The organism is Thalassospira sp. MCCC 1A03138, from assembly GCF_002115785.1.
Taxonomy (GTDB): Bacteria; Pseudomonadota; Alphaproteobacteria; order Rhodospirillales; family Thalassospiraceae; genus Thalassospira.
On sequence record NZ_JFJY01000001.1, the window covers coordinates 187,109 to 206,102 of the forward strand.

The 18,994-nt window shown below is 53.2% G+C and carries 22 protein-coding genes; 8 read left to right on the plus strand and 14 right to left on the minus strand.

Annotation, left to right across the window (positions count from 1 at the left end; genetic code table 11):
- Window positions 1–49: 49 nt before the first annotated feature.
- On the minus strand, window positions 50–991 hold the full coding sequence (locus TH468_RS00915; protein WP_210402196.1) for an arylamine N-acetyltransferase: 942 nt from the start codon (window positions 989–991) through the stop codon (window positions 50–52).
- Between the two features lie 228 nt (window positions 992–1,219).
- Window positions 1,220–2,158 carry an aromatic alcohol reductase gene (locus TH468_RS00920; protein WP_085642404.1) on the minus strand — a complete coding sequence of 313 codons (939 nt, stop codon included), beginning with the start codon at window positions 2,156–2,158 and terminating at the stop codon, window positions 1,220–1,222.
- Window positions 2,159–2,442: 284 nt separating this feature from the next.
- Here TH468_RS00920 and TH468_RS00925 point away from each other — a divergent pair, with 284 nt between their 5' ends.
- Together TH468_RS00925 and TH468_RS00930 are read left to right on the plus strand one after the other, a co-directional pair.
- Entirely contained in the window at window positions 2,443–3,351 is a 909-nt protein-coding gene (locus TH468_RS00925) for a LysR family transcriptional regulator (RefSeq protein ID WP_197467418.1), read from the plus strand.
- A 276-nt stretch (window positions 3,352–3,627) separates the two neighbouring features.
- On the plus strand, window positions 3,628–4,482 hold the full coding sequence (locus TH468_RS00930; protein WP_085642405.1) for a D-amino-acid transaminase: 855 nt from the start codon (window positions 3,628–3,630) through the stop codon (window positions 4,480–4,482).
- 149 nt (window positions 4,483–4,631) lie between these two features.
- On the opposite strand, the gene herA is transcribed toward TH468_RS00930, so the two are convergent.
- Together herA and TH468_RS00940 are read right to left on the minus strand one after the other, a co-directional pair.
- Window positions 4,632–6,371, minus strand: a complete 1,740-nt coding sequence (herA, locus tag TH468_RS00935) for an anti-phage-associated helicase HerA (RefSeq protein ID WP_085641825.1) — start codon at window positions 6,369–6,371, stop codon at window positions 4,632–4,634.
- Window positions 6,371–7,600 carry an SIR2 family anti-phage-associated protein gene (locus tag TH468_RS00940; protein WP_085641826.1) on the minus strand — a complete coding sequence of 410 codons (1,230 nt, stop codon included), beginning with the start codon at window positions 7,598–7,600 and terminating at the stop codon, window positions 6,371–6,373. The genes herA and TH468_RS00940 overlap by 1 nt, the downstream gene beginning before the upstream one ends.
- Before the next feature lie 206 nt (window positions 7,601–7,806).
- On the opposite strand from TH468_RS00940, the gene TH468_RS00945 reads away from it, so the two are divergent.
- Window positions 7,807–8,679, plus strand: coding sequence for a DMT family transporter (locus TH468_RS00945; RefSeq protein WP_085641827.1), 873 nt, complete (start codon window positions 7,807–7,809; stop codon window positions 8,677–8,679).
- Window positions 8,680–8,763: 84 nt separating this feature from the next.
- Here TH468_RS00945 and TH468_RS00950 read toward each other — a convergent pair whose 3' ends face one another.
- From TH468_RS00950 to TH468_RS00970, 5 genes are all read right to left on the minus strand, one after another.
- The gene (locus TH468_RS00950; RefSeq protein ID WP_085641828.1) at window positions 8,764–9,225 is read right to left on the minus strand and encodes a pyridoxamine 5'-phosphate oxidase family protein; all 462 of its coding nucleotides are present in this window, start codon (window positions 9,223–9,225) and stop codon (window positions 8,764–8,766) included.
- 111 nt (window positions 9,226–9,336) lie between these two features.
- Entirely contained in the window at window positions 9,337–9,531 is a 195-nt protein-coding gene (locus TH468_RS00955) for a hypothetical protein (protein WP_085641829.1), read from the minus strand.
- 35 nt (window positions 9,532–9,566) lie between these two features.
- Complete coding sequence (locus TH468_RS00960; RefSeq protein ID WP_085641830.1) at window positions 9,567–9,929, minus strand: hypothetical protein; 363 nt, start codon at window positions 9,927–9,929, stop codon at window positions 9,567–9,569.
- A complete protein-coding gene (locus TH468_RS00965) occupies window positions 9,904–10,788 on the minus strand; it encodes a TIGR01459 family HAD-type hydrolase (RefSeq protein ID WP_085641831.1) in 885 nt (294 codons plus the stop codon). The genes TH468_RS00960 and TH468_RS00965 overlap by 26 nt, the downstream gene beginning before the upstream one ends.
- Window positions 10,789–10,914: 126 nt before the next feature.
- Window positions 10,915–12,225 (minus strand): quinone-dependent dihydroorotate dehydrogenase, encoded by a 1,311-nt coding sequence (locus tag TH468_RS00970; protein ID WP_085641832.1) that lies wholly within the window; start codon window positions 12,223–12,225, stop codon window positions 10,915–10,917.
- Window positions 12,226–12,431: 206 nt separating this feature from the next.
- Here TH468_RS00970 and TH468_RS00975 point away from each other — a divergent pair, with 206 nt between their 5' ends.
- Window positions 12,432–12,827, plus strand: coding sequence for a hypothetical protein (locus TH468_RS00975; protein WP_139834598.1), 396 nt, complete (start codon window positions 12,432–12,434; stop codon window positions 12,825–12,827).
- A gap of 3 nt (window positions 12,828–12,830) precedes the next feature.
- Here TH468_RS00975 and TH468_RS00980 read toward each other — a convergent pair whose 3' ends face one another.
- A complete protein-coding gene (locus TH468_RS00980; RefSeq protein ID WP_085641834.1) occupies window positions 12,831–13,214 on the minus strand; it encodes a helix-turn-helix domain-containing protein in 384 nt (127 codons plus the stop codon).
- A 156-nt stretch (window positions 13,215–13,370) separates the two neighbouring features.
- On the opposite strand from TH468_RS00980, the gene TH468_RS00985 reads away from it, so the two are divergent.
- Both TH468_RS00985 and TH468_RS00990 read left to right on the plus strand, forming a co-directional pair.
- Window positions 13,371–14,486, plus strand: coding sequence for an NADH:flavin oxidoreductase (locus TH468_RS00985; protein WP_085641835.1), 1,116 nt, complete (start codon window positions 13,371–13,373; stop codon window positions 14,484–14,486).
- Window positions 14,487–14,591: 105 nt separating this feature from the next.
- On the plus strand, window positions 14,592–14,831 hold the full coding sequence (locus tag TH468_RS00990) for a DUF1413 domain-containing protein (RefSeq protein ID WP_246832175.1): 240 nt from the start codon (window positions 14,592–14,594) through the stop codon (window positions 14,829–14,831).
- Here the strand turns inward: TH468_RS00990 and TH468_RS00995 are convergent, their stop codons facing one another.
- Entirely contained in the window at window positions 14,832–15,212 is a 381-nt protein-coding gene (locus tag TH468_RS00995) for a DUF952 domain-containing protein (protein WP_246832176.1), read from the minus strand. It abuts the gene before it with no gap.
- A gap of 217 nt (window positions 15,213–15,429) precedes the next feature.
- On the opposite strand from TH468_RS00995, the gene TH468_RS01000 reads away from it, so the two are divergent.
- Entirely contained in the window at window positions 15,430–15,783 is a 354-nt protein-coding gene (locus tag TH468_RS01000; RefSeq protein WP_085641837.1) for a hypothetical protein, read from the plus strand.
- 40 nt (window positions 15,784–15,823) lie between these two features.
- Here the strand turns inward: TH468_RS01000 and TH468_RS01005 are convergent, their stop codons facing one another.
- Complete coding sequence (locus tag TH468_RS01005; RefSeq protein ID WP_085641838.1) at window positions 15,824–16,411, minus strand: exopolysaccharide biosynthesis protein; 588 nt, start codon at window positions 16,409–16,411, stop codon at window positions 15,824–15,826.
- Between the two features lie 171 nt (window positions 16,412–16,582).
- Here TH468_RS01005 and TH468_RS01010 point away from each other — a divergent pair, with 171 nt between their 5' ends.
- Window positions 16,583–16,861 carry a type II toxin-antitoxin system Phd/YefM family antitoxin gene (locus tag TH468_RS01010; RefSeq protein ID WP_007092311.1) on the plus strand — a complete coding sequence of 93 codons (279 nt, stop codon included), beginning with the start codon at window positions 16,583–16,585 and terminating at the stop codon, window positions 16,859–16,861.
- 157 nt (window positions 16,862–17,018) lie between these two features.
- Here the strand turns inward: TH468_RS01010 and TH468_RS01015 are convergent, their stop codons facing one another.
- Entirely contained in the window at window positions 17,019–17,654 is a 636-nt protein-coding gene (locus TH468_RS01015; protein WP_168177050.1) for an RloB family protein, read from the minus strand.
- Complete coding sequence (locus TH468_RS01020; protein WP_085641840.1) at window positions 17,635–18,942, minus strand: ATP/GTP-binding protein; 1,308 nt, start codon at window positions 18,940–18,942, stop codon at window positions 17,635–17,637. Before TH468_RS01020 ends, TH468_RS01015 begins: the two co-directional genes overlap by 20 nt.
- Between the last annotated feature and the right edge of the window lie 52 nt (window positions 18,943–18,994).

Consider the following 18,994-nt stretch of genomic DNA (forward strand, 5'->3'; position numbering starts at 1 on the left):
GCCGCAGCACTTTGCCACGGCCCCTGAATATTTGCATTTCCTGGCGTTCTTACCCCTGCTTGCGCACGGCCTCCGCACTGGCGACCACATCTTCAAGGTAACTCCGCCACGAAGGATCAACCGTAATCCCGAAAATATCGGTCAATGTCTGCTCGACATCGCCTACTGAAAGGTGATGTACCTCTTCCTCGCCCGTGCGCAGCCGGATGGTCAGGCGATTGTTCAGCAACGTGAACCTTGCATGCGGGGCGCTTCGCGCCACCATCAGAACCTTGGCAAAGCCGCTTTCGGGATGGGTGCTGGCGTAAAAGTTCATCACCTCGTAATCGATATCCTCGACCGGAACGATATCGACCTCATGCACCGGCTTCCACACACCATCGCGTTCAAGCTCCGTCAGGTAACGGCCATTGCGTTCCCGCACCCGGAAGGTATCATGCGGGGAGACCTGTGGCACCGAAACGCCCAGCAAAAGCGGCGCGGTCGGTACACAGCCACCCAGCCCGACATCAACCAGCCACGCCTCGCCATCCAGCGTGACGCGCATCGCCATGTGGCAGCGCGGCCGCGGGCCATCGCCCTCGTTATAACCCCACAAAACCCGCCCGGCGAGGCTTTCGACCTCAAAGCCAAGGCTGCGCAACACGCGGCGGAAAAGGCCGTTCTGCTCGAAGCAATAACCACCGCGTCCTTCAAGAATGATCTTGCGGTCGATATCCTCTGGCGCAAGGCTCACGCCCTTGCGACACAGCACATTGATCGCCTCGAACGGGATATGTGCAGGATGCAGCGCATGCAGATCGCGCAAAACCTCAAGGCTCGCCTCGCGCGGGCCGTCATAGCCGATCCGGGCAAAATAGGCATCCAGATCGACCTGCGGCTCAGGCAGCGGAAAGGGCTTTGCCCAGCTTGCGTCAATCGCGTTCTGCACACTGGAAGTGATTGCGGCATCATCGAATTTGGGGGCACTCATCGGCAGATGCGTATTCATCGGGGGGCTCCGTGTCTTGTCCGTTTGGGGCGTGATGTAATCAGGACTTCCGTTTCTGGAGCAGGACCATAGGACCTCAAGTTAAGTTCAGGTCAAACACTAATTTCAAAAAGTTTTCATCGAATGTTCTGCAACCCTGGTCTCTTGGCCGTCTGGCGAGGGCGCCGTGAGCCATCCCTCGCCGTATCACCTAGTCAGACGGCCGAAAAATCCAAACCTGCCGAACTCTTATTGATCGCCAAGGTGTGCACGCAGCCAGCGTTCAACATCGGTTGTCGGGATATTGTTGGCAGCGTTAAACGTTTTGGCCTTATCCCAATGCATGCCGTCCCCTTGCGCAAAAGCCGCGCGATATTTGCCCATGACATCATTCGGGTTACGTTTCAGAAATTCCCCAAGAATCTCGTGGGTCAGTTCTGTCTTTCGGAATACCTCGCCAGTCACGGTTTCAACAATCGCAGCAAGCTGGCCATAGGAAACGGTGTCACCCGCCACAAAAACAACTTCATTGGCAAAAGGTGGCTTTGCCAGAATGATTTTGGTGGTCAATATGCCGATATCTTCCGGTGTTGTGACCGTGACCTTTGTCTCCCAGCTCCCCAGCGCATTTATCGTTTTCTCGTCAAGATTTACGACATCAAAGCTTGGCTCGAATAGAAAGCTCGTGAACATACCGGTCGAAATAATAACCCATTCGGTTTTGTTCTGGGCGCGAAGCAACAACCGAACATCATATTGCTCGTCAAAAACATCCTGCGGGCTGCCACGCCCGACGATGTCGTAATCAACACCGAACTGCCACGGGAAATATCGTGTCACACCGGCATCAAGAGCCGCATTGGTAATTTTAAGCTGCGTGCCCTTGCCGCCGACGAAACCGGTACAGCTAACGACCGTATGGAACGACCGAAACCGGTCCGCCAGATCACTAACCGATACAGTGCGCAAATCAGCCTCGATAACCTCCGCGCCCCATTGGTTTAATTGCGCGACAATTTCACGGTCCATTTCCTTTTCCGAGCGGGTCATCCCCGGCGCAACCAGCACGGACAAGGGCTGTTTTTCCGGATCAAGTTGCGGTGCCAGTTCGCGCAAAACCGAAAATCCAAGCTGACCTGCACCAAGCACGAGTATGGGTTCTTTTTGTGCTGCATTCTTGTCTGTCATATCCATTTCCTTTTCAAACAACCGGGATCATCCCGATAACTGATAGGTGCTGGATACGCAGCTTTACCGCCATTGACTATGAAGCAATCCTGCGCAGTTAATTCTCAAAAATGGAATAATCAAAAATCATGAAAACCGGATATCAATATAACTAATTGATATAAAATACTTATTTTACTACCCATTTTTCCACCCATAAAAATCACGCCATATTTATCCATATGATGCAATTATTGTGGTACCTGTGAGCCCTCCGCTGAACCTCTCTTATGACCGGGGAAAGAATGAACCGTTTGAAAGCGATGGAAATATTTGTTCGCATTGTTCAGGCTGGGGGATTTGGCAAGGCTGCCGAAACATTGTCCCTTCCTCCCTCGACGGTGACACGCGCGATCAAGGAACTGGAAGACTATCTTGGCGTGTCCCTGTTAAACAGAACCACACGGAAACTCAGCCTGACCGTCGATGGTGCTTCCTATTTTACCGATTGCCAGCGCGTCCTTCATGAAATTGAACTCGTCGAGGCATCCTTCCCCGGTCGTGCAGGTCGTGCACAGGGCATTCTTCGGGTCGATACAACGGCATCAATCGCCCGACATTTTATCGTGCCGCGATTGCAGGATTTTCAGGAAAGCTATCCCGACGTTAAGCTGTTTCTGACGGCACGTGATAATGTCGTTGATCTGTTTCAGGACGGCATTGATTGCGTTATTCGCACCGGCATTCCCGCAGACACAACCAGCCTGATAACCCGTCGCCTTCATTCTTTTCGTTGGGTTGTTTGCGCCGCCCCGTCCTATCTCGAAAAATACGGTCGCCCCTCAAACCTTGACGATCTGCAAAAACACCATCTGGTGGGATATGTCGCCAGCGCGACCGGGCGCCCGATTGACTGGACCTTCGAAGTCAACAGGCAGCAACGCCACATTCCCGCAAACGACCGGCTGATCGTCAATGACACCGATGCATATATATCCTGTGCGCTTGCCGGTCTTGGCCTTATTCGTGCCGCCAGCTATATCGTTGATCCACTTATACAAAGCGGCGCATTGTGCGAGGTACTGCCCGAAAACACCGCGCCGCCAGAACCTGTTTCAATCATGTATCCGCATAACCGTCATATTTCCCCAACGGTTCGCGCCTTCATAGATTGGAGCATTCAAACCTTTTCCGCACACAAACACCCAAGCTGATTGCGACAGGATAAATATCCGCCTCCACCCATACCCGCCGAATTTTATTCGAAAATCACAGCAATATCCGCCTGTAGCCACGATATAACAGCCATAACTGGCACCACCAAAGCAACATTTCACCTTTTACACGCAACAATCAAAGCGTGGCGCGACAAAACCAGCCGATCTATGATATTTCCTGAAGGTATATTTTATCGCCCGTGAATGGCCCCGCACGGAAACCGGATTTCCGGCATTGCCTTTCGACGGTTCCCGAACAGACAGGAAGATGACATGCGTACTGTTTATGTGAACGGCGACTATCTGCCGGAAAATGAAGCCAAGGTTTCGATCTTTGACCGTTCCTTCCTGTTTGCCGATGGCGTGTATGAAGTCACCTCGGTGCTTGATGGCAAGCTGATCGATTTCAACGGTCACATGACCCGTCTGGCGCGCTCGCTCTCGGAACTGGGTTTTACCTACAAGGCCGATATCGACGAACTGCTTGAAATCCACCGCGAACTGGTCAAACGCAACGACATCACCGAGGGGCTGGTTTACCTGCAAATCTCGCGCGGGTCGGCCGGTGACCGTGATTTCGCGATCAAGGATGACACCCCGGCCACGGTTGTTCTGTTCACGCAGTCCAAATCCCTGATCAAATCGCCGCTCGCCGAACGCGGCCAGAAAATCCTGACCTATCCGGATGTCCGCTGGCGCCGGTCTGACATCAAAACCGTGCAGCTTCTTTATGCGTCGCTTCTCAAAACCGAAGCCGCCGCCAAGGGCGCTGATGATGCGTGGATGGTGCTGGATGGCTATATCACCGAAGGCTCGTCAAACAACGCCTATATCGTGACGCAGGATAACGTCATCGTCACCCGGCAGCTTTCCAACGACATCCTGCATGGCATCACGCGCAAGGCCGTCCTGAAATGTGCCGAGGAATTGCAGCTCAAGGTCGAAGAACGCCTGTTCACGGTCGATGAAGTCTATGCCGCCAAGGAAGCCTTCTCGACCTCGGCCTCGGCCTTTGTCTGCCCGGTCGCCGAAGTCGATGGCAAGAAAATCGGCGATGGCACGCCGGGCCCGATCGCCAAGCGCCTGCGCGAAATCTATATCGACGCCAACCGCGCCACCGCGATCTGACCCATCAGCATCTCGCGTCCCAAACGCAAAACGCCGCCTTTACCGGGCGGCGTTTTTTTGTTTGTCCGAAATAGCCTAGGCCTCGCTGTCATGCCTTTGAAGGGATCATTCGGTAAGCAGCAGCCTATTGAAGCTATGAAATCAAACGATTACCCACCCCAGCTATCAAAATTGGCGTCCTCAGACCTTGGCAAGGGATCAGCCACCGGAGCTCGAATCAACGTCGGCATTTGAATGCTACCACCAAAAACCATCGCCGTTTGTCTCGGTAAACCAGCAATCCGTTTTACGTCTCTCCGGTCTGCCCATTCGCTTGCAGATTGTATCGTTGCCAAGTCTTTTTCCGAAGAAAGACGAAATGAAATCCAGTTATTGCATTGCGACAAAACTGTTGGAGAAACCTCGGATGGACGCTGGGTACTTAACCACAAAGCCAAACCAAACTTTCTCCCCTCTTTAGCCAACCTTTCATATGCCAGCGCGTTTGTAGAAGCCTCATCACCACTTCCCATCGGTCTCAGATAATGATGTGCCTCTTCCAGAACCAACAGCGTTGGAATTTTATTCTCCTGCCCTCTCTGAAAGAGCTCATAGGCGTACATTTCCAAGAGTGCGCCCAAAATAAAAGGCATCAAATCTTGCGAAACGCGTTTCAGGTCAACGATGTGTACGCGCCAATTCTCTCGTTGACCTCCAAATACCCTTGTGATCAATGCTCTAGATTCATCTGACCAACGCAACCTATCTCCGTTGGGCACTCCTCCCTGAACATCAACAACATCGCAAAACATTTCATCTTCGATATATCTGTTTATCCGGGTAACCAGCGGCTGCACATTATTGTAGTTAAATGCGTTACGCTCAAACCCACCTCTATTATTTGTTCCAATTGAGTAACTGTCTGCAACCAATGCAGAAAGCGCTTTCATATGAGGCCACTGATTTGCATCTGTTGCTTGATTATTTCTGAGCGTATTGATTCTGACTTGCGCCTCAGCAGCTCCCTGTTGGCGACAATCATCAAACAAGACTGGCTGAGCATCATTCACCAAGCCAGCTCCTCCATGCAGGGGAAACCAACGAACCTTATTTAGGTTATCCAACGCAAAGTTTAAGGCAGGACGCTGAGTTTTATCACTTGGCATCAAGAGCTTATGCAGGCCGTGCCGACCGAGGGCGTAATAGGGAATTTTAATCGAGTTTGCCTCGTCTCCCCCCAACTGCGTAACTTTGATCCAATCGTCGTCAAACTTATCTGAATTAAATGCGTCCGAGTATTCGCCGTTAATATCGAATATTACAACACGTGCATCTTCTAAATTTACAATCTGCTGTAGTATAGCCGCAGTAAAGCAACTTTTTCCCTGACCTGAGCTACCGAGAACGGCAACATGACGACTGATAAAGTCTTGTAATCCAATATGCAAAGAGCCGCCGCCCCTCAAATCATCGCCAAGGTATATTGGTTTACTAGCATCGCCAACCTTTCCAAGAACGGAACTCAACTCTTCTGGCACAAGCGGATATGCCTCTGCCCCGAGTGTCGGAGTAGAGAGTGAGTCGGAAAGAAAACTCAGCGTACCGCCTTGCCTAATAAGTTTACCAACCACAACCCCCTGTAGATGCCGCAATGGCTCGGCTGCATCATACATTTTTCCTCGTGCAGCACGGTGCACCTCCCTGGGCTCGGCAAAACTCACCGACAGCACCCGCACGACAAGCAAATTGCTACCTGCTTCAATCGAAATCAGACTTCCAACTTCTGTGACGACTGAAACTCCGTAGCCGTGCGATGCCAAACTCCCCCGATGCTTGTCCAATAGATTTAGGGTGACTTCACTTCCATCAACTTGAACAACATAGCCAATAGGCAGACGAGACTTGGGCATTAAACATGCCCCCCATCATCTTCCATCTCCTTAATAGCTCGACGTAACCCAATCAAATTTTCATCATAAAGAGTCGGTTCTGGAAGATGATTTGCCAAACTAGTGAAATATGCCTCTGGCTGCCCTCCTACGACGGTGATTCGAGGATTTTTCAGCTCTAGAAGTTTTCTAAACGAACGGGGCAAACCGTGCTGATCCACCCGTGCAAATTCGGGCAAATAGATAACAAGCTGAAGTGTAGGGTTCAGAAGTGCAGATAAAATAAGCCGGTTAATATGTTCATCACCAAAACCGTAACCGCTTATCACCAAGCTAGTTTGCGATTGAGCAAGAAATTCGGCAAACCGGCGAAACATTTCGCCCAACACAAAACCAGTCGTTTGCATGTACTTGGCCGCACTAGGTAACACCATAAAACCAAGTTCTTCTTCGTCAGCATTTAAAAAATGCTCAATACTTGGCCACGCATGTGGGGCAGCCAATTCTATCAACGTCCGATCAGGAAGCTCTTTCCACGTTAGCGAACCGTGCAATTTGGCTAGATAGATATTATAAACCCCAAATCTAGCCTCTCCCAATGCCTGCCTGTTGCGATATGCAAGATCAAAGCTCTGCGGAGAAAATTGACGGCTATGCAAGCCAACAAAGCCGTTAATTACAGACATATCAACTGATTCTGCGGCCCATTCCACAGCTAGATCATAATTGGTAGTAAAAACCCAAGGTGCGGGTTGCCCGGGTTGGCGTGCCGAGACGAATTTCTGCAAAACTGTTCTATGATCTGACAGGCCCCTACTTTCTAGTGCACCACCACGATTTCCCCAGTAATCAACATCCAGTTTTGCGGCCTCTACAATTTCGCGAAAAAGATTGGATCGCACAGAAACAGCATCGCCGTGTTTATCATCTCCAATCCGTTTCCACTCAGCGATGGATATTGCGAGAGTATCCAGCAAGGTCTCAACATTCGGGATTTCCGATTGTGAATCTCCGTCAACGACTATCTCTTCTTCGGTTACAAAACCTTGCGCAAGAAGCCATTGGGCATCAGCATATCTGTTCTCAAGAAAATTTTTCCATAATTGGGCAACAGTATGCCCCCCAGCCCCTACAGAAGCGCCAGCGCCGAGAAGGAGGCCAACATTTTCAAGCCTTAAAATAGACGCCAAATGAGCTTTGAGTTCTTGCTCATCTCTAAGCTTCTCTCCACCTCGATATGCAACAAACATAAATTACCCGCCAACAGTGCATCTCTCCACAAGACCACCACCATATACTGTTTTACTAATACTGACTACAAACCTCCTAACCGTCCTACTCCGAAGCCCAACCAACCGCTTTCTTTGCTGGCCTCAACCGGCACTTTGCCCTAAAGCTCAGAAAACAGATGGTGATTGCGATAACCCACCATCACACAGGGAAAGCGCCACGAACCATGAATGCACAACAGCCCCCGCACAACCTGACCGGCATCATTCTGATGTGTGCCGGTGTCGCCCTGCTGTGTGTCAATGATGCCCTGGCCAAGGGACTGATGGATCATTATTCACCGATCCAGATCATCTTTCTGCGCAATTCGATTGCCCTGCCCTTTGCCGCCCTGCTGGCCATAAAAATGGTCGGGTTTGGCGGCCTGCGGTCCAATCGTATTGGCGTGCATTTCATGCGCACCGTCATCTGGATCGCCGCAACCATCATGTTCTTTACCAGCATCCATCTGATGGGACTGGCGGAGGCCACGGCCCTTGCCTTTGTCGCACCGCTTTTCATTACCGCGATTTCATCGGTGCTGATTGCGCGGGTCGGCTGGCGGCGCTGGGTGGCCGTGATGGTCGGTTTTCTGGGTGTTCTGGTGATCGTGCGCCCCGGTGCGGCAACCTTTGAACCCGTCTCGCTCTTGCCGGTGGCGACCGCCTTTACCTATGCGCTTCTGATGCTAAGCGCGCGGCTGCTTGACCCGCGCGAAAGCATGTGGACGCTTCTGTTTTACCTCAGCTTCACCAGCACCCTGCTCAGCGCCTGTGCCGTCTGGTATTTCTGGACCCCGATCCGGGCAGAGGATATCGGGCTTTTCATCGCCATCGCCTTTGTCGGCACCAGCGGCATGACCCTGATCACCCAGGCCTTCCGGGTGGCCGATGCGCCAACCGTCGCCCCGTTTGATTACACCGCCCTTGTCTGGGCCACCGGGCTTGGCTGGTTTTTCTGGGGCGAAACGCCCGATCTTCTGACCTTTGTTGGGGCGGCCATCATCACCGGAAGCGGCATTTTCATCATCTTCCGCGAAAAGCGCGTGGCCGAAAGCTGATGCTGCCCCAAACCGTCATTCCCGCGAACGCGGGAATCCAGTCCTCCGTGCCGCATCCTCATCCACCGCCGAAGGACGCAGGGCCTAATCCACCGGCCTCACCCCATAAGTCGCCATCGCCCCGGTCCGCATGTCGGCCTCGTTAACATCGGCCCTGAACCGATAACTCGGCGCAACAATCTCGCGTGCCTGATCGATTGCCACATCAATCACCATGCCGACCTTAAACGCATCGCCCGCCATGCTCTGCAGGATCGCCTGCCGATCGGCAAAGCCGTCGTCACCGTTTTTCAGAAGCACGGCCCGCCCATAAAGCTGCCAGCCCTTCTGCGAAAACACGTCAACGAAACTGACACAGACGCGCGGGTTATGGCGAATGTTCTTCACCGATTGTGGGGATGCGATATTGGCAATGATGATGCGGTCCTCGCCATAACAGGCAAAGATTTCCTTCGGGCTGACCGACGGCCCGTCTTCGGAAACGCTGGCCAGCCAGCACAAAACCGACCGCCCGGCATAATCGCGAATGTCATCTGTCAGAAGCATGGTTTTTCCGGTTTGTTAATGCGCCAATACTCTGCCACCGCAATCCCGAAACCACAAAAACAAAACCCGCCTTCCAACGGGAAAGGCGGGTGCAAACGGAATTACAGCAAATCAGTAATTCGCCTTAAAAGGCGGCTCTCGCCCGTCCCTTGCGGCAAGCTCGGCAATATTGCGCAACAGATTACGCTTGCTTTGGGTGCGCTGACTGCCGGAATTTGGCTGCACGTCACCCTTGCCAGACAGGCCCAATTCGGCCCGTTTCTGGCTGATGCGTGCTGCCAATTCTTCAATCGTGATTTCGCGCATAGCTGTTCTAGTGCAGGTTAGACTAACGTTTGAAACTACTTATCCTTAGACATCTCGTAGTGCAACATTCGTGAGTAGTCACCATCCAACCTGTAACCACGTTCGTCACAAACACCCGGAACATTACAACCATTAATATTCCACCTGATTGTAGTCTTCTCCACCGTTTTTTGTATTTGCTTATTCATTTTTGCATTTTCACTGGCAATGCGTTGATTACGATAGTCATCATCAACAACGTACCTAACACCTTTAACGATGTGCGCGATTGCGACTGCACCAAAAAAGATAACAGCAATCAGTCCCCAAACCTTATCCGATTTAGACATTTCACCCCGCACCACATCGCCTGAATCAATGCTTAGTTCTATCTCACCAACAAAAATCCCCAACCGCATAGGTAATGCTGCGCCCGGTCGCGTTCAGCAGCGCATCAAGCTTGCCCTTTTCCGGCAATGTCCCGCGCGGTGCGCCAAGTTCCTCGGCATGGATGCCGCCGGTCACCAGCGCCACATCAAGCCCGGCATTGTTTGATCCGGCAACATCGGTCGAAAGGCTGTCGCCGACGACCAGAAGCTTCGCATCCGGGCCCTTGTCAAACAGCTGCAGGCAGAAATCATAGGCACTCGCCAGCGGCTTGCCTTCCCAGCGGACATTGCCGCCCAGCACCTCGTAACGGGCTGCAATCGCACCGGCACAGATGATGCGGTCCCCGCCGCGGATCACTTCGCGGTCCGGGTTCGGGCACAGCATCGGAAGGTCGCGCGCCTTGGCGGCATGCAGCAGATCTTCATAAACCGAAACCGCGTCATAATCGTCATTAGGCCCCGTCACCAGAAGCCAGTCGGCATCGGCAACATCCTTGACGATTTCAACATCCTGCCCTTCAAACATCGACATGTCGCGCACCGGGCCGACACTCATCACCCGGCGCCCCAGCTTGGCGTACCATGGGTCGGAGCGTGCGAGAAGCTGGCTATAGGCGATCTCGCCCGATGCCACCGCCGGACCATAAAGGTCACGCGCGATACCCATATCTTCCATCCGTGCGACCACGACGCTGGATCGGCGCGGCGCGTTCGACAGAAGGGCAACCGGCACACCGGCCTTTTTCAACGCCTCCATCGCCGGGATGGAGCTTGGATAGGGTGTGACCCCGTCATGCACCACGCCCCAAAGATCAAGGATCACCGCATCGTACTGTTCGATCACTTCCGACAGGCCGTTGATCATCTGATAGCTGGTGCCAACCGTCATTCACGCATTCCACTTCATGTTAAAATCGTCGTCATCCTCGCGGCGGGCTTGATGGGAAAGCCCAAAGCCATCCCACCCAAACCGTCACTCCCGCGCACGCGGGAGTCCAGATTGCCACAGGTAAATCTATTCCGCCGGTCCGTTTTGGGGCCCGGACTTTGGCTCGGCCTTTGGTGCCGCCTTCGGCGCAGCCTTGCTTTTCGCCGCCTCGGGCTTGGATGCAGGCTTCTTGGCAGCAGTCTTCGCCGCTGGCTTCTTGGCCGCCGTTTTAGCCGCCGGAGCCGCTTTCGCCACCTCGGCCTGGGCGGGTTCCGCCTTCGCCGTCACCGCCGCCTTGGCTGCGCGCGCTTCATCCACCGGGGCGCTGCGCCCGGAAATTTCCGGATAGGCCGCCCCAACCGCATCGGCAACACTGGCAAAACCATCCTTGCGCAGGCGTCTGGCCAAATCTTCCTTGATATCGGTCACAAGCTCCAGCCCGTGATAGACAAGGGCGGAATAAAGCTGCACCAGCGACGCCCCATTGAGAATCTTCTCATAGGCATCCTTGCCCGATGCAATCCCGCCCACCCCGATCAACGGAATTTTGCCTTCGGTCAGGCGGTAAAAATCGGCCAGAACCTTGGTCGAGGGCTCCATAAGCGGCGGGCCGGAAAGACCGCCCTTTTCATCCTGATCATAGGAATTAAGCCCGACCGGCCGATCAATCGTGGTGTTTGAAACGATCATGCCATCAAGCTTAAGCTTCAATACCACCGCGGCAATATCGGCCTTGTCTTCCTCCGTCAGGTCCGGTGCGACCTTCAACAACACCGGCACACCCTTGGCATGGCTATCGCGCGCCGAAAGAACCGACGTCAGAAGCTTTTCAAGCGGCGCGCGCCCCTGAAGTGCGCGCAGCCCCGGCGTATTGGGCGAGGATACATTGACCACCAGATAATCGGCATAGGGGCCAAGGGCCGCAACACCCTTCACATAATCCGCTGCCGCATCTTCGGAATATTTGTTTTTGCCAAGGTTGGCACCCAGAATGCCCTTGCGCGCGCGCTTGCGCAGGCGCTCGGCAACAATGGCGGCACCCTCGTTATTAAAGCCCATGCGGTTGATCACCGCCCGGTCAGAATAAAGCCGGAAAAGCCGGGGCTTGGGGTTGCCCGGTTGCGGTTCGGGGGTGACCGATCCGATTTCAACAAAGCCGAACCCGTGGGAAAGCGCCTGATTGGGGACCTCGGCATTTTTATCAAACCCCGCGGCAAGCCCGACCGGATTGGCAAATTTGCGCCCGAAAACCTCGGTCTCAAGGATCGGCGTGGCATCGAGCGCATCATCATCGCGCGGCACCAGATTGTTTTTCAGCGCGCAAATCGCAAGACCATGCGCAGTCTCCGCATCGATCCAGCGCACAACCGGCAAAACCAGTGACTTGTACCACCCCACGCGACCTGCTCCGTGCTTGTAAATACCTGCCTTGTTCTTACGCTGTGAGGGAGGATGGGGCAAGGATCAATGGAATTTGGCAAAACCATTTACTGTTAGAGCCCGCTCCCTAAACCTCCGCAGATATCAGTGTGCGCTTGATTGACAAACGACAAGGACCTGACCATTTCAAAAAAAGAGCTAAGCGCTAGAGAAGGTCCCATGTAATGCCGGAAGACAACACATCGTCAGCATTTCTCGTATTAGAGATGCCTGCAATGAAAATAACGGAATCTTTCAATGTATCCGGCATAGTCGATACGGGAGAAAGAGACTCAAGCAACAATGAGAGAATCACAATAAACCTTATATGTGAGGTATCTGGCACACAGGATTCCCATGAGGCTCTAAAATTAACAGGACGAATTATTGAGCAAAATGGTTCTGTCGAGTACGTCGAATTCGATCATCCATTTCTAGTTCCAGGAAAAAATTATGGAATTTTTTCTTTTGTAAATGGTTCACAGGTTGCGCTAGGAACAGCAACGAGCCCTACCCAAATGAAAGCATCTATCGCCGATAACACAGAGACATTTATCTCAGTCATCGGCGATTTAGCTTAGAGCCTAAACCCGCTCCTCCATCCGCGCGTCAAACGCCACCCGCGCCTTTTCGACTTCGTCGTAATTATCGCGCGTCCACGTATAAAGCGCCTTGAACGGCTCCACCAGCGACCGGCCAAGATCGGTGATTTCATATTCCACCGCGACCGGCGATGTCGCGATCACGTGGCGCGCGACAATGCCATTGCGTTCAAGCTTGCGCAGCGTCTGCGTCAGCGCCTTCTGCGTAATCCCCTCAAGCCCGCGCTTGATCGCGTTAAACCGCAAGGGTCCATGGGCCAGAACCGCCAGGATCATCATCGACCATTTGTCGGCAATCTGGTCCAGAAGCTCCCGGCTCGGACAGTTCGAGCGGAACATCTCGATCGAACATTCTTTCATTACCATGGCATTTCCACCTCATTTCCACCTCATTTCCACCGGCTCGGGGCCATCCAGGTTTCCTCAAGTATACCTGGTAACTTCAAGGTGCCTGATTGACAGTAGGTATACACCGTATATCTAGTAGCCACCATACACCCAATTCCAATCGGAGAATAGCCGATGTCAGATACCAATGTTCTTTTTCAACCCTTCAAGCTGAAAACCCTGGAGCTTCCCAACCGCATCGTCATGGCACCAATGACGCGTTCGCACGCGGTTGACGGCATCCCCGGCCCGGTCAATGCCGATTATTATCGCAAGCGCGCCGAAGGCGGTGTCGGCCTGATCCTGTCCGAGGGCACCGTGATCAACCGCCCCTCATCGCGTAACGATCCGGGCATTCCGTTCTTCCACGGGGCGGATGCGCTTTCCGGCTGGAAGGCCGTGGCGGATGCCGTTCATGGTGCCGGTGGCAAGATGGGTCCGCAGCTTTGGCATACCGGATCGGTCAAAAGCTTCCAGACCGAATGGGTGCCCGATACCCCGGTCGAAAGCCCGTCGGGCCTTGTCGCGCCGAACGAGCCGCGCGGCAATATCATGTCGGATGCCGATATCGCCGACACCATCGCCGCCTTCGCCCAGGCCGCGCTTGATGCCAAAAATGCCGGTTTCGATACCTTTGAAATTCATGGCGCACATGGCTACCTGATCGATCAGTTTTTCTGGTCGGGCACCAACCTGCGCACGGATCGCTTTGGCGGCAAAACCATCCGCGAACGCGCGACATTTGCCCGCGAAGTGGTCGCCGCCATGCGTGCCGCTGTTGGCCCGGATTTCCCGATCATCCTGCGCGTCAGCCAATGGAAACAGCAGGATTTCGCTGCCCGTCTGGCAACAACCCCCGATGAAATGACCGACTGGCTCGGCCCGCTGGTCGATGCCGGGGTGGATATCATCCATGCGTCCCAACGCCGTTTCTGGGAACCGGAATTCCCCGAACTGGACGGCGAAAACGGCCTGAACTTTGCCGGCTGGGCGAAAAAACTGACCGGGGCGGCCACGATTTCGGTCGGCTCTGTCGGGCTTTCCGGTGATTTCATGACCGCGTTTGCCGGCGAAGGCTCGGCCACCGCCGGGCTTGATGAACTGGTCAGCCGCATGGAACGCGATGAGTTCGATCTGATCGCGGTCGGCCGTGCGCTGATCACCGATGCCGCCTGGACCGCCAAGGTGCGCGACAATAAAACCGATGCCCTGCTGGGCTTTGATCCAGCAACGCTGGGCGAACTGGTCTGATCGACCCCGACCGACCAACCACAAAAAGGCGGCGCCCATCGGTGCCGCCTTTTCTTTTTGCCACCCACGACATATTTCAGGGAAAAGAACCAACCGCAGGAACCGATGATGGAACCCCTCATGGATGCCAACGAAATCACCCGCCTGCAAAGCCGCATTGCCGCCCGCGATCCCGGCGCGTTTCACTTTCCGGAAATTTACGGGGCGGGATGGGATACGCTTTATATCGGGGACAAGGTCAGGATCGGGCGGGAATTTCTCAATGCCGTGCGGGCCGGTAAATTCCCCACGGTAGAGGATACCGGCCAAAAGCGTGGCGGCGGGCGCGTCTATCTCCGGGTATGATTACCCTCTGCGCATATAGTCGGGGCGCAGATCCTCGGGCAGGATGTGAACCTCGTTATCATCAAGCTTAAGGTCATCGACCCGTGCGACATGCTCGACCGAAAGCGCATCATAAAGATGCGGGAACAGCGTACCACCGCGCGCCGGTTCCCATTTAAGCTTGTCCGCGACCGCCTCGACCGGCACATGCAAAAGCCGCAGGCCCCCGCGTTTCGGGTAATGCAGCGCAAGCGTCTCGGCCAGCGTATCAATCGTCGAAAAATGGATAAAACCGTCCGCAATATCGTGCGGCGCACCGGCATAATGCCCGGTCGCCAGCGCCTCGGCCCACTCGTCCGAGCCCAATACGCGGTAAATCATGGTGTGTGATGAATTTGTCATCCGGGGAAAATAAGGTCGCCCGGCCCGTTCGGCAAGCAGCCGCAATGCCAAACGACAAAAAAACCGGCTTTATGTTTTTTCCCTCTTGCGTTCCGCACAAGAACCCTATACCGATGAGAGGAAATAAGATACTTACGTATAGTTAAATTATACCAGTTAAAATCATCCGGCAAAATCAGAAGACCATACCACCAAACCGGACACGAGCACGCAGAACATGACGACCAGACAGGCCAAACGCGCCCCTGTAGACCTTCCCGACACCACCCGCCAATGGGTTTCAAATGACCAGGCCGCGAAACCGGCCGCCTTCCGCCGCGATGCGCAAGGTCCGGTGCGCCCGGCCCAGTCGCCCCGGCCAACCCGCCGGTCCCATCCCGCCCGTTCAGGCCGCTCAACCCGTGCAACACCCGAAATCATCGATATTCACAAGGATTGCGGCGGCTCAAACGCGTTTGATATCTGGCCCAAAGTCCATCTGCCCCGGCTTGTCGCCCGCCTGATCGCGGCCATCGGCACCGCCTGCGTCCTGTTTTATCTTTATAGCGAACTGGCCCGACTTATATCCTGAGACTGCACCCGCTAATAAGCTGGCTGCCTTACCGGCCCCGTCACAGCAGAACCCACGCCAGCCCCGCGACCGCCCCGGCCGAAATCAATATCGCGGCCAGCATCAGCGCCCCGTCGCGCACAAGGATCGCAAGCCCGAAGGCGGCAATCGCACTCATCGGCGCGATCCCGGCAAACGGCACCATTTCAAACAGCGGCACGAACGCCGCCAGCACCACGCACATCGCAGCAGCCATCCGCACCCCATGCCGCCCGGTCAAACCCGGCAACCGCCCGTAAAACCAGCGATCCAGCTTGTCGGCAACCGGTTCGATCCGCGCCATCGCATCGCGCACCTGCCCTGCTGCAAACGACCGGCGTCCCAGAATGTCGGGTAACCATAAATGCGACCGCCCGAACACGATCTGAATGGCAAAAAGCGCGACAATCACCGCCAAAACCGCCGGCACCATCGGAATACCTGATAACGGCGTCACCCCGATCAGACCGGGCACCAGTAAAAACGGCCCGTAACTCCGCCGCCCCAGCACCGCCACCATATCCTCAACCGAAACCGCGCGCCGCCCCGCTGCCTGATCCCGGATCCGCGCGACAATCTCGCCCACGGAAACCGGCCCTGCGTCCGTCATGCCAACCCTCGCTGCCTGTTTGCAAAATCACGTTGTCCCTGCAACGCAAACAAGGGTGGTTTTGTTTCAGGGGGGCTAAGCCAGCATTGACGTTTCAACGGGAATTTTCATCGCACCACCACGAAAAACATGCTAAATTCGCATTCAATTCGATGCTTTAAAGGTGCAAATATGGATATCACCAAGGATATTCGTCCGCTGACCGAATTCAAACGCGATACGGCGACCTTCACCAAACGCCTGCGTGAAACACAGCAACCCGCGATCCTGACCGTCAATGGCAAGGCCTCGGTGGTGGTGATGGATGCAAAGGCGTGGCAGGACATGCAAAATCGTCTGGAATATAACGAGACGGTTGCGGGCATCCGCACAGGCCTGAACCAGATTGCCGACGGTCAGGGACAGGACGCGGAAAGCTTCTTTAACGACCTCTCCACCCGGCATAAATGAAGCATTATCGGGTCGTCATATCGCCCAAAGCCGTAGCGGATATCATTACGGCCTATGACTGGTTGCATGAAGACAACCTGCTCTATGCCAATCAGTGGCGGGATGATTGGCTATTCTCTCTGAGCAAATCATTTTGCGACCAGAAAAGTGAAAACAGTTACTTGGCAGCAGCTCGAATTCTACGCGTCAATTTGAACACCGTGGTCGAAGGATTCGTATCTCCACCCTCTTCATGCCGACGATCAAGTAAGACTTCCGCCCTGTTTTCCGCATTTTCGATATCCTCAAGCAGCACCGAAAAATCAGCGGTTTTACCTCTGCCTCGCTCATAACCCTCAAGAACATCACTCAATGCACGTTGGATGTCATGACGATTACATGCACGATTAAAGTCATGAATGTGTAAAATCAGCCACAGCTCAAAACATGGATCGGAAAACGCAATACCGACATTGTTTGAATCACAAAGTTGCATTGCTTCCTGAATATGAGGGTGTTCGTCACGATCAAACACGGCCCACACTTCATCCGCCTCTTGATAAGATTGCTTGACCCGTTTGCGTTTTGCGCCCTTGCCGATGGCATTTGCCTGCTCGACAGACAGATTTGCGATTGTCATCGGAACACCAGCAGCAGGTTTATCAACAATCTTGATCAGTGGATCTCTGATCTTACGTTTTAGTGCTCGGAAATAATCCGGTTCGGTATTCTTTCCCTCACAGAAAAGATAAAAGGTTTTCTTGGGCTCTAACCGCGGACCACGTCGATGAAGATCAGGACTTTTCCGCGCCACAACCAACCTCGGCAATTAAATCGTGAATATCGACCATCGGCACCGCACCATAACGTCCCTCCAGATAACCCTTTTCAATATTATCTTGTTTGCGGGTCCGAATATCTGTCAACGGGAAAAGTTGGGACATCCCTGCCCGATTTTTCTCCACAAGCCAAATCTCGTCACGCCTCAGCACTTTAGAGTTCATCAGGTTAGTGTCATGTGTCGTCGCAAGAAGCTGCGCCCCGTTGGGGTTGGTTTCTTTATTAGAAAACAGAGCAATAATTGCTTCCGTCGCTTGAGAATGGACACTGACGTCCACTTCATCAATCGCGATAAAACCACCCTGATCGAGCACATAGAAAACGTGATTGAGTAAGCTGATCAATCTTCTTGTTCCGGAACTTTCCTGCGCTATTTTAAGAAAAGAACTTGTTCCATTATCACCCTGATGCTCAAATTCTACATCTTGATAATTTGACATATACTTCAGATATTCTTCACTCACCTTCCCTCCAATGTATTGATCTATAATTTTTGATAAACTTCCCCGAATACCAATAGCTTCATCAGAAACCTGTTTCTTCTGACGTCGGAATCCTGTGATTCCTGTACCTATTAAACTCAAGAAATTGATTGATCTTTTGTCAATATCAATTTCGCCTGTATTAATTTGAAAAATCCCTCCTTGCCCATATACATCCATATTGACATTTGTTCTTTGGAAAAACTGAAACACTTCTCCCAGAACGTCATGATTATTCTGGGCAGCAACAGAAACAAATAAACTGTTCTCCCGCGTCAGATTCTCAAGCGTTTTTTTCTCTCCCCTGAAAGACGGACCAAATTTTATTGATTCCCCCGCCTCTCGCTCGAACAAGACACGGCGCGAACCTTCCGGATAGAAGTACAACCACTCCTCTCGATACATCTCGTTATCAAACGAAAAACCATAATGGTAGCGAACGTTATTCAGTAAAAAGTCTATGCTAAATTTCGTTTCTTCCTGTTTGCAGTCGCTGCGGAGCGCAAAAAAACTGCGTTTAATGCCTTCTCCCGGCCCACTGGCACGATGAGAAAACAAAACAAGCTGCCTCATATTTGAAATCGCCTGAAGCAAGTTGCTTTTACCAGATGCGTTCGCACCATAAACCACAGCCACAGGAAGCCCCTGCAACCCGGACGAAACATGCCCCAAATCAATAAGGCCATCGTCCCGGTCGCGCAGCTTGCTGGCAATGAAAGAGATTTCCTGCTCTTCATCAAATGACAGATAGTTCTGTACGCTGAACCGCAAAATCACCATTCGGCTCCTGTTAGATTTACCAATCGGTAAAAATATTGGCGAAATTTGTCAA